11 protein-coding genes and 1 pseudogene are annotated in these 10,284 nt (G+C 66.2%); 4 read left to right on the top strand and 8 right to left on the bottom strand.

Going from position 1 to position 10,284, the window contains the following annotated elements; genetic code table 11:
- Nucleotides 1-191: 191 nt before the first annotated feature.
- Together frr and pyrH are read right to left on the bottom strand one after the other, a co-directional pair.
- Nucleotides 192-749 (bottom strand): ribosome recycling factor, encoded by a 558-nt coding sequence (gene frr / locus JOZ00_RS12565; RefSeq protein WP_293344279.1) that lies wholly within the window; start codon nucleotides 747-749, stop codon nucleotides 192-194.
- A gap of 65 nt (nucleotides 750-814) precedes the next feature.
- Complete coding sequence (gene pyrH, locus JOZ00_RS12560; protein ID WP_293344278.1) at nucleotides 815-1,567, bottom strand: UMP kinase; 753 nt, start codon at nucleotides 1,565-1,567, stop codon at nucleotides 815-817.
- Nucleotides 1,568-1,886: 319 nt separating this feature from the next.
- Here pyrH and JOZ00_RS12555 point away from each other — a divergent pair, with 319 nt between their 5' ends.
- Together JOZ00_RS12555 and JOZ00_RS12550 are read left to right on the top strand one after the other, a co-directional pair.
- Entirely contained in the window at nucleotides 1,887-2,123 is a 237-nt protein-coding gene (locus JOZ00_RS12555; protein WP_293344277.1) for a CsbD family protein, read from the top strand.
- 152 nt (nucleotides 2,124-2,275) lie between these two features.
- A complete protein-coding gene (locus JOZ00_RS12550) occupies nucleotides 2,276-3,007 on the top strand; it encodes a response regulator transcription factor (protein WP_293344276.1) in 732 nt (243 codons plus the stop codon).
- 22 nt (nucleotides 3,008-3,029) lie between these two features.
- On the opposite strand, the gene JOZ00_RS12545 is transcribed toward JOZ00_RS12550, so the two are convergent.
- Together JOZ00_RS12545 and JOZ00_RS12540 are read right to left on the bottom strand one after the other, a co-directional pair.
- Entirely contained in the window at nucleotides 3,030-3,965 is a 936-nt protein-coding gene (locus tag JOZ00_RS12545) for a lysophospholipid acyltransferase family protein (RefSeq protein WP_293344275.1), read from the bottom strand.
- Between the two features lie 96 nt (nucleotides 3,966-4,061).
- Nucleotides 4,062-4,616: an MPT63 family protein gene (locus tag JOZ00_RS12540; RefSeq protein WP_293344274.1), complete on the bottom strand. Its 555-nt coding sequence runs from the start codon at nucleotides 4,614-4,616 to the stop codon at nucleotides 4,062-4,064.
- Nucleotides 4,617-5,236: 620 nt separating this feature from the next.
- Between JOZ00_RS12540 and JOZ00_RS12535 the strand changes: the two genes are divergently transcribed.
- Complete coding sequence (locus tag JOZ00_RS12535; RefSeq protein WP_293344273.1) at nucleotides 5,237-5,659, top strand: MarR family transcriptional regulator; 423 nt, start codon at nucleotides 5,237-5,239, stop codon at nucleotides 5,657-5,659.
- A 101-nt stretch (nucleotides 5,660-5,760) separates the two neighbouring features.
- Here the strand turns inward: JOZ00_RS12535 and JOZ00_RS12530 are convergent, their stop codons facing one another.
- Genes JOZ00_RS12530 through rpsB form a run of 3 tightly spaced genes read right to left on the bottom strand, consistent with a single transcriptional unit; the run spans nucleotide 5,761 to nucleotide 8,878 of the window.
- The gene (locus JOZ00_RS12530; protein WP_293344272.1) at nucleotides 5,761-7,176 is read right to left on the bottom strand and encodes an amidase; all 1,416 of its coding nucleotides are present in this window, start codon (nucleotides 7,174-7,176) and stop codon (nucleotides 5,761-5,763) included.
- A gap of 27 nt (nucleotides 7,177-7,203) precedes the next feature.
- Entirely contained in the window at nucleotides 7,204-8,031 is an 828-nt protein-coding gene (tsf, locus tag JOZ00_RS12525; RefSeq protein ID WP_293344271.1) for a translation elongation factor Ts, read from the bottom strand.
- Between the two features lies 1 nt (nucleotide 8,032).
- On the bottom strand, nucleotides 8,033-8,878 hold the full coding sequence (gene rpsB, locus JOZ00_RS12520) for a 30S ribosomal protein S2 (protein ID WP_293344280.1): 846 nt from the start codon (nucleotides 8,876-8,878) through the stop codon (nucleotides 8,033-8,035).
- 293 nt (nucleotides 8,879-9,171) lie between these two features.
- Between rpsB and JOZ00_RS12515 the strand changes: the two are divergent.
- A pseudogene (locus tag JOZ00_RS12515) lies at nucleotides 9,172-9,651 on the top strand (M23 family metallopeptidase); the annotation flags it as partial.
- An 83-nt stretch (nucleotides 9,652-9,734) separates the two neighbouring features.
- On the opposite strand, the gene JOZ00_RS12510 reads toward JOZ00_RS12515, so the two are convergent.
- Nucleotides 9,735-10,284: tyrosine-type recombinase/integrase (locus JOZ00_RS12510; protein WP_293344270.1), on the bottom strand; the 550-nt coding region annotated here is incomplete at its 5' end.

Here is a 10,284-nt window from a genome sequence, read left to right as displayed (position 1 = left end):
TACGGCAATCGCGGCGCGCAGGTCGCGTCCCGCCCGGGACGTCTTCCTCGCCGGCTGCTCCGTACTTTTTTTAGCTTCACGCGTGTTGGCCTCACGCGTCTTCGCGTCACGCGTCTTGGCCTCGCGCGCGGGCTCGCCGGGCGGGGTGCCTGCGCCGGTAGTTGCCACGGACATGTTTGCTGCGAAGGCCATTAGACCTCCAGCAGCTCGCCTTCTTTGTGCTTGACCAGCTCTTCGATCTGGGTGACGTACTGCTGGGTCGTCTTGTCCAGGTCCTTTTCCGCGCGGCCGACCTCGTCCTCGCCGGCTTCGCCGTCCTTGCGGATCCTGTGCAGCTCTTCCATCGACTTGCGGCGGATGTTGCGCACCGACACCTTGGCGTCCTCGCCCTTGCCCTTGGCCTGCTTGACGAGCTCCCGCCGGCGTTCCTCGGTGAGCTGCGGCACGGCCACCCGGATGAGGGTCCCGTCGTTGCTGGGGTTGAGGCCCAGATCGGAGTTGCGGATCGCGGTCTCGATCGCGCCGAGCTGGCTGGCCTCGTAGGGCTTGATGACCACAAGACGCGCCTCGGGCACGTTGATGCTGGCCAGCTGCGTGATGGGAGTGGCGGTGCCGTAGTAGTCGATTACGATCCGCGAGAACATCCCCGGATTGGCGCGACCGGTTCGGATCGTCGACAAGTCGTCGCGGGCTACCGCGACGGCCTTCTCCATTTTCTCTTCGGCATCGAAGAGTGCCTCGTCAATCATGTGCGGCGCTCCTCCTCATCGCTGCGCTGTGCATCGTCGCCGGCGCGATCATTTGCGTCTTCCCCTTAAGTGGTGACCAATGTTCCGATCTTCTCACCGGCGACCGCACGGGCGATATTCCCATTGGTCAGCAGGTTGAACACCAGGATCGGCATGCCATTGTCCATACACAGGCTGAATGCCGTTGTGTCGGCCACCCGTAAACCTCGGTCGATGACTTCGCGATGACTGATCGCCGCGATCAATTCGGCTTGCGGATTGACCCGCGGATCCGCGGAGAACACACCGTCGACCGCCTTGGCCATCAACACCACTTCCGCGCCGATCTCCAGCGCCCGCTGTGCGGCCGTGGTGTCGGTGGAGAAGTAGGGCAACCCCATGCCGGCGCCGAAGATCACCACGCGCCCTTTCTCCAGATGGCGCACCGCGCGCAACGGGAGGTAGGGCTCGGCGACCTGGCCCATGGTGATCGCGGTCTGGACCCGGGTGACGATGCCTTCCTTCTCCAGGAAGTCCTGCAGCGCCAGACTGTTCATGACGGTGCCCAGCATGCCCATGTAGTCCGACCGGGTGCGTTCCATGCCGCGCTGCTGAAGCTGTGCGCCGCGGAAGAAGTTGCCGCCACCGATCACGACGGCGACTTGCACGCCGTCACGGACCACCTCGGCAATCTGTCGGGCTACCCGCGCCACCACATCGGGATCCAACCCGACCTGGCCGCCACCGAACATCTCGCCGCCGAGTTTGAGCAACACCCTCGAGTACTTGGGTCGTCCCGGCGGCTGGATGCCGTAGTCGGTGTTCGGCGGCTCCGTCATCAGACTCCTCGCATGAGATTGCCATCCCGGGAGGTCTGCTCCGGAACGGCATTTCACATCCTGCCCCATCGCAGCACAATGCGGCGTTGGCGGGATGCATTATGCGCACACTTGGCGAACTGGCCCAACTTTCGCGCCCATTACCTGACGCCGTCGCATGTTTGAGCGGAGGTCGGCAGGGGGAATCCGCTGCGAGCGGCGGGCAAACAACCGGCCTTAAGACTCAGGGCCGATTCTGCCGTGTGACCGGGATCGATCGCCTCGGCGATCGGCATCGAGCGCGAGGCGCTCACGTACGCCAACGAGGAGGAGTAATTCCATGGCGGACAACAAGTCGGGACCTGCGGAAGCTGTGAAGGGCGTCGTCGAGGACGTCAAGGGTAGGGCCAAGGAGGCCGTCGGCGCGGTGACTGGTCAGGATGACCTCACTCGCGAGGGCCAAGCCCAGCAGGACAAGGCGGAGTCGCAGCGCGAAGCGGCGAAGAAGGAAGCTGAAGCCGAGGCGGCCCGCGGTGGCGCCGAGGCCGCTGAGCAGCGTCAGAAGTCCAACCAGTAGCTTGCCTCCAAGATGGGTTCGGCCTGTGAAACAGGCCGGGCCCATCGTCTATTTTGCACCTGTGCAACTTCGTCTCAATTTGCATAGTTTGGCCTGCGAGTGGGTATTTCAACCCGGCCGTAGGGGGTACAAGGGCCTGGCGAGGTTTGGAGATGTCGTTGGATGTTCTGGTACTGACCGATGCGGATGACTTCGAATCGGCTTTACCGGCGCTGACGTCCTTCTCTCAAACTCTGCGCTGCATTCCGCTGACTGACCACGTTGACGACGACTACGTCAGCGCCGACGTCGCGATCATCGATGCGCGCACCGACCCGGCGGCGGCCCAGACGACCTGCCGCCGGGTGACGACCACTACTCCCGCCATCGCGACGGTGGCGCTGGTCGCGCCGGCGGACTGTGTGACGGTCGACGCCGAGTCGCATTTCGACGATGTGATGCTGCCTCACACCAGCGCCGACGAGTTGCAGGCGCGGTTGCGGCTGGCAGTCAGCCGGCGCCGCAGCGCAATCAACGGCACCTTGAAATTCGGTGAGCTGCAGCTGCATCCGGCAAGCTTCACCGGATCGCTCGGCGGCAAAGACCTGGGCCTGACGCTGACCGAGTTCCGGTTGCTCAGTTTCCTTGTGGAGCATGCCGGTCGGGCATTCACCCGCACCCGCTTGATGCACGAGGTGTGGGGTTATGACTGCACGGGTCGTGTCCGCACGGTCGATGTCCACGTCCGGCGGTTACGGACAAAGCTTGGGGCCGAACACAAATCGATGGTGGACACCGTTCGTGGCGTGGGCTACATGGCGGCGACGCCCCCGTCGCCGGAGTGGATCCTCAGCGACTCGACGCCAGGGACTCCCCCCGCGCCGCCACCCTCAATCGCGGACTGAGACAAGGCATTTCGCGCCGTTGTCAGGCGAACAGCGGTAGGGCGCGTTTGCGTGCCAAGGCATCCATGCCCTCCTGGATGGAGTCTTCGACCTCGTGGTACTTGCTGTCGATGTAGTCGTCATCTTCGGCGCGAGCGGGGTCGTGGTCCAGCTCGACGGCCGGCATGAACCGGGTCCTGATCTTGGCCGGCAGCGGCAGCTGCGGCAACGCCGCCGGCGCAATCCCCCAGGGCAGGGAGACGGCCAGCGGGAAGACCTTCAGACGCAGCACGCGGTCGAGCCGCAGCACCTTCGACAGGCGATCGCCGCGGAACAGTACCGGCATGGCATCGGCGCCACCGACCGTTGCGATGGGAACGATGGGCACGCCCGCGCGAATCGCCATCTTCACGAAGCCTTTTCGACCGGCGAGGTTGGCGCAGTCACGCTCCGCCCACGGCCGCAGCGAATCCACTTCCCCGCCCGGCCACAACGCGACGTCGCGCCCCTCGGCCAATGCCGTCGCGATCGCGTCCGGAGCGGCCGGGAGCACGCCCATCGACCGGAAATAGCGCCCGAACAGCGGGATGGCCATCAACGCGTCGTGCGCCGTGCCGTGCAACGGCCGGTCCTGGCCGAAGCGTCGCCACCATTGCAACCCGACGGTCCATGCGTCCCACACGAACGGCGCACCCGAGTGGATGCCGACGAGCAGTGCGGGCGGGCTGGGAATGTTCTCCCAGCCGTCGATCTCCATCCGGAACCAGTAGTCCACCAACACATTCCACAGGAACTTCTGACGCTGCAGACTGAGCTCGTCCTGGCCGCGCAGATCCCACTGCCCGGCGCGCTGGGCGACCCAGCCGGCGAGACCGCCGTCTTGGCCGCTGCGCTGGTCCTCCATCGATGCCCGGGCGCGCGCGGCGTTTTCCTTGGCTTGCGCCCGCACCTTGGCCGGCCTGTGATCTGGATTACTCATGGGGGCGGGATACCCCTTTTGGGCGCGCGTGATTCCCGCAAAAAGCATTTCTCCCCGCGCCAGGAGAACTGACGCGGGGAGAAATCAGCGAACGGATCAGGTGTGGGCCGCAGGCGCGGGCGGTGCACCCGGTGCCGGGCTGGCGCTCGGAGTGCTAGGCGCCGAGCCCCCCTGCATGTTGGACGTCCAGATCAGGATGTCTTGCGTCCCTTCGTTGTAGACGACGCCGTTGGGCGGCGCACCCGTCACATCGAAGTACAGGGTCCCGGTCGACTCGTTGCCCTGCGAGATCGGCGCAGGGTTCAGGCCGTTGGGAGCACCGACCTTGTCGATCACCCGGTAGTTCTGGCCATTCGGGCCACGGGCGATGAAGTCGTTGACCATCGGCGTCACCAGGCCGCCATCAGACCTCGCGGTGATGTCCGCCTGGTAGAGCGTTCCCTTAGGCGTGTAGCCGGGAATGGCGGCGTTGCTGGGCTCCAGGTTGCTCACGGTGTAATCGGTGATCATCGGACCGTCGACGAGCTGTTGGCTGGTCCCAAATCCCTGAATGTTCGGCGCAGCAGATGCTGTTGCTGCCGCGATTACGGCTGCCGCCCCTATTCCCCCGGCGACAATACTGGTCTTTACAGCACTTTTACCGTGCTTCATGCTCATTCCTTTCGTGTCAGCAATCGCCCCCCCGAAGGGCAATAACCATGTGGCCTTTCAATAGCCCTTTGCCGTTCTCGATAAACATGAATGGCCGGCAAATGCGAATACTTGCCGGTTTAACCGCTGGTCGGAGCGATTTTGTGCGACAACGCCTTTCGCATCAGTTCTTTACAACCGCATCATCACTAGCGTTTCGTCACATGACTAACAGTTGGGACGCCCTTCGCATTTGGCCTGGCCCATCAGCCTTTTCGGCGAGAAGTCAGGGGCCCATTCCCCGAGCCGTATCGCGCAGGACTTCGCTCCCACCAATTTAGTTGCTGGGCAAGGTGTTTAGGCAAGTAAAGTCGCTAGGGTGAAGGTCTCCGGCGGCATTGCGCGCAGGGCGCGGATCGTCTCGTTGCGGATGGCTGCGGGTCAGCGCAGGTCCTGCCCATTCGCCGGAAATACCCCATCACTGAGGCAATTGACTCAGTTCGCCGAGAGTAACGCGCGCAACATGGGTTCGGGCGCCCGGTGCTTCGGGCCTAAACAAGCTCCGCACCCCAAGGCAACACTTCGCCCTCAACCGTCGAATGAGAGCGTTGGAACCTATGAAGTATGTCAATATCGTTGACATGGGTCAGGTCGAAGACGCTCCGCTTGGTTACCTGCTCTATCGAGTGGGAGCCGCTTTGCGCCCGGAAGTATCCGCCGTATTGGGCCCGCTCGGTCTCACACTCCCGGAATTCGTTTGCCTGCGCCTTCTTTCGATGTCCCCCGGAATGTCCAGCGCGGAATTGTCCCGCCACGGCAATGTCACACCGCAGGCGATGAACACGGTGCTGCGCAAGCTGGAAGACATCGGGGCGGTCGCCCGGCCGTCGTCGGTGTCCTCCGGGCGCGCGTTGCCGGCGACACTGACCAATCAGGGGCGCTCCCTGCTCAAACGCGCCGAGAGCGCGGTGCACAACGCCGACGCCCGCATCCTGAACAAGCTGACCGAGACGCAGCAGCGCGAGTTCAAGAGAATGCTCGAGAAACTCGGGTCGGACGGCTAGCGGCGATCGCGAGGGCGGCGAAGCCGGGCGAAGCGGGTCGCCGCCATCAGCCCAGCGGCGATCGCGAGGGCGGCGAAGCCGGGCGAAGCGGGTCGCCGCCATCAGTGGAGGTCGAGGGCTTGAATGCGCGCCCACGGCCGCGCCTCTTCGAGCTCATAGGCCAGTTCGAGCAAGACGGCTTCCTGCCCGAGATGGGCCGACAGCATCATGCCCACCGGCATGCCCTCGGCGGACTGGGCCAGTGGCAGCGAGATCGCCGGGTCCCCCGTGACGTTCTGCAGCGGAGTGAACGAGACCCAATCGATCAGGCGGTCGATGACCTGCTGATAGTCCGTCGGGGCCAGAAACCCGATGTGCGGCGTCTCGTCGGCGAGGGTCGGCGTAAGCACGGCGTCGTAAGACTGGAAGAAACGCGTGGTGCGCCGCCGTATCCGGCGCAGACGCGCGATCGCCAGCGGAAGCCGGTGAATGTTGCGGCTGGTGTGTCGTTTCAGACCAAGCGTGAGGCTGTCCAGCCGGCCGGGGTCGAAGGTCTTGCCGAAGACATGTCGCCCACCGCGAACCTGGGCCAGCGCCAGAAAGCCCCAGTACAGCACGAAATCGTCGACGAAACTGGCCGGCACCGGGGGTTCGTCGTGGTGTTCGACGCGGTGGCCCAGTTCCTCGAGCAGCCCGGCCGACTTCAGCGTCAGCTCGCGGACCTGAGGGCTGCATTCGCGTCGCACCGAGCGGGTGAGCACCGCGATCCGCAGCCGCTGCCTGCCCGGTCCGGTGACGTCGCCGATCGGGGGAAGCTTGGGATTGCGCCACATGCGCTCGGCTGCGGCGTAGAACGCCGCGGTGTCTCGGACCGAGCGGCTCACCACGCCATTGGCGACAAGGCCCACCGGCATCCGGCGCAGCATCGGGTCCAGCGGCAGCCGGCCACGCGACGGTTTGAGCCCGACAAGTCCGTTGCAGGCAGCCGGGATACGGATCGAGCCGCCGCCGTCGTTGGCGTGCGCGATCGGCACCACTCCGGCGGCGACGAACGCAGCCGATCCCGACGATGACGCCCCGGCGGTGTAGTCGGTGTTCCACGGGTTGCGGACCGGCCCGAGCCGCGGGTGTTCGGCCGACGCGCTGAACCCGAATTCCGACAACTGCGTCTTGCCGACGGATGTCAGACCCGTGGCCGAAAACAGCTGCGTGAATTCGCTGTCGGCGTGGGCGTTCCACGGCGTCCACGCGTCGGTGCCACACATGGTGGGCTGGCCGGCGACGTCGACGTTGTCCTTGATGAACGTCGGAACCCCGCTAAACACACCGCTCACCGGGGCCGCCGAGGCGGCCGCTCGCGCTTGCTGAAAAGCCGCGTACGCCAACCCATTGACGACCGGGTCGACGGCCTCGGTACGCGCGATGGCGGCCTCGATCACTTCGGCCCTGCCGAGGTGACCGGTGCGGATTGCCTCGGCGAGGCCGACGGCGTCCAGCTCACCCAGGGCGTCGTCGCCGAACGCATGCAGGTGTTGCATGGCTTCGACGCTAGCCCGCCGGTCTTGCTAGGCCTGACCCACCTCGAAGCGGACGAACCGCGTCACCGTCACACCGGCCTCGTCGAGCAGAGCCTTGACGGTCTTCTTGCTGTCGGACACCGACGGCTGCTCGAGCAGCACCGCGTCCTTGAAGAAGCCGTTCAGCCGGCCCTCGACGATCTTGGGCAGCGCCTGCTCGGGCTTGCCCTCCGCCTTGGCGGTCTCCTCGGCGATGCGCCTTTCGCTGGTCACGACGTCCTCGGGGACGTCGTCGCGGGACAGGTACCTCGCCTTGAGCGCGGCGATCTGCAGCGCGACCGCGTGCGCGGCCTCGGCGTCACTACCGCTGTACTCGACCAGCACGCCCACCGCGGGCGGCAGGTCGGCGGCGCGCTTGTGCAGGTAGGTCTCGACGGTGCCGTCGAAGAACGTGGCCCGGCGCAGCTCCAGCTTCTCGCCGATCTTGGCCGACAGGTCCGCGATGGCCTGCTCGACGGTAGTTGGCGCCCCGCCTCCAGGAATTACAGCGGCTTTCAGCGCGTCGACGTCGCCGGCCTTGGACTCGGCGGCCGCGGCGACGATCTCGTCGGCCAGCTTCTGGAACTCGGCGTTCTTGGCGACGAAGTCGGTCTCGCTGTTCAGCTCGATGAGCGCGCCGTCCTTGGCCGCAACCAGGCCTTCGGCCGTGGCCCGCTCGGCGCGCTTGCCGACGTCCTTGGCGCCCTTGATCCGGAGCGCCTCGACCGCCTTGTCAAAATCACCGTCGGCTTCGCCGAGCGCGTTCTTACAGTCGAGCATTCCGGCACCGGTGAGTTCCCGGAGCCGCTTGACGTCGGCAGCGGTGAAATTCGCCATATCAGCCTTCCGTGGGGGTTAGTTCGGGTGCGCCTCCAGCGGCATCGGTGGTGGCTGTCGAAGTTGCCGTCGTGGTCGCGGATGCCAGCAGCTCCTGCTCCCATTCGGCGAGCGGCTCGGCGCCCTCGGCCTCGGGCTTGCCGTCGCCGCGACCGACTCCGGCGCGGGCCTGCAGGCCTTCGGCGACCGCGGAGGCGATCACCTTGGTGAGCAGCGCCGCCGAGCGGATCGCGTCGTCGTTACCCGGGATCGGGTAGTCGACCTCGTCGGGGTCGCAGTTGGTGTCCAGGATCGCGATGACCGGGATACCGAGCTTGCGGGCCTCGCCGACGGCGATGTGCTCCTTGTTGGTGTCGACGACCCAGATCGCCGACGGGACCTTGGCCATGTCGCGGATACCGCCGAGGCTGCGCTCCAGCTTGTTCTTCTCGCGGGTCAGACCGAGGATCTCTTTCTTGGTGCGGCCCTCGAAGCCACCGGTCTGCTCCATCGCCTCGAGCTCCTTGAGGCGCTGCAGCCGCTTGTGGACGGTGGAGAAGTTGGTGAGCATGCCGCCCAGCCAGCGCTGGTTGACGTACGGCATGCCGACGCGGGTCGCCTCGGCGGCGACGGACTCCTGCGCCTGCTTCTTGGTGCCGACGAACAGCACGGTGCCTCCGTGCGCGACGGTCTCTTTGACGAACTCGTACGCCTTATCGATGAAGGTCAGCGTCTGCTGCAGGTCGATGATGTAGATGCCGTTGCGGTCGGTGAAGATGAACCGCTTCATCTTGGGGTTCCAACGACGGGTCTGGTGCCCGAAGTGGGTGCCGCTGTCAAGCAGCTGTTTCATGGTCACGACGGCCATGGTTAGCCCAGCTTTCATGTGTCGGTTGTCGCCTGGCATCGGGTGATGCCGGGCCCTGGCGTCTGCTGCGATGCCGAACCCGCTGACAAACCTGTCAATCGGGACCGCCCGGCATGCGGTGCGAACTCCTAATGGAACGGGAGACGCGGTACAGGCGCGCGAAGTCAGCCCGCAAGCGAGCTGCGACCAGCAGTTTACACCGAATCTGCGGGTGCTTTTTCCACAGCTTCGGCCGTGTTTGGCTGGCGCCGGGGTCGGCGCCGCGGTGGACTCCCCGGATGCGGTGGATGGCGCTGATCCTGATGGTGGGCCTGGTCGGCGCTGCTCCGGCGGCGGCCGATGACCCCCGACTGGAGTGGCCCCTGCGGCCGCCGCCTACCGTCGCGCGGACGTTCGACGCCCCCTCACCCGACTGGAAACCAGGCCACCGCGGCGTGGACCTGGCCGGAACCCCTGGTCAGCCGGTGTATGCCGCCGGCGCCGCGACGGTGGTGTTCGCCGGGCTGCTGGCCGGACGCCCGGTGGTGTCGCTGGCCCATCCGGGCGGATTGCACACCAGCTACGAGCCGGTCCAGGCGGTCGTGCGGACCGGGCAAGCGGTGACGTCTGAGACCGTGCTCGGTGAGTTGGTGGCCGGGCACGCGGGCTGTCGGGCCTCTCAAGGAGGGGCGTGTCTGCACTGGGGCGCGATGTGGGGTCCAGCGTCGGGCGCACATTACGTCGATCCGCTGGGCCTGCTGAAGTCGGTTCGGCTCCGGCTCAAACCTCTGAGTTGAGTGTGCTTCCTGGGTTTTGAGTGTGCGTTCAGGGCGCCCCGGACGCACACTCGGCGCCGTCTGTGCACACTCGGAGGCCGCTAGGCGCGCGGGTGGGCCTGGTCGTGCACCGCCCGCAACCGCGACACCGCGACGTGCGTGTAGAGCTGGGTGGTCGCCAGGCTCGAGTGGCCGAGCAGCTCCTGGACCACCCGCAGGTCGGCCCCGCCCTCGAGCAGGTGCGTGGCCGCGCTGTGCCGCAGCCCGTGCGGCCCCATGTCGGGGGCGCCGTCCACCGCGGCGACGGTCTGGTGCACGACCGTGCGCGCCTGGCGCACGTCGATGCGCCGGCCCCGCGCGCCAAGCAGCAGCGCCGGACCCGACTCCGCGGTCACCAAAGCGGGACGTCCGTCGGTCAGCCAGGCGCCGAGCGCCTCGGCGGCCGGCATCCCGTAGGGCACGGTGCGTTGCTTGTTGCCCTTCCCGAGGACGCGGACGACGCGATACCCGGTGTCCACGTCGTCGATGTCCAGACCGCACAGCTCGCTCACCCGAATTCCGGTGGCGTACAACATCTCGACGATCAACCTGTCCCGCAGTGCCATCGGATCACCTTGCTGGGCACCGGATTTCGCGGCGGCCATGGCATCG

Source organism: Mycobacterium sp. (assembly GCF_019243155.1).
Lineage (GTDB): Bacteria > Actinomycetota > Actinomycetes > Mycobacteriales > Mycobacteriaceae > Mycobacterium.
This window is presented reverse-complemented; position numbering and strand designations above follow the sequence as displayed.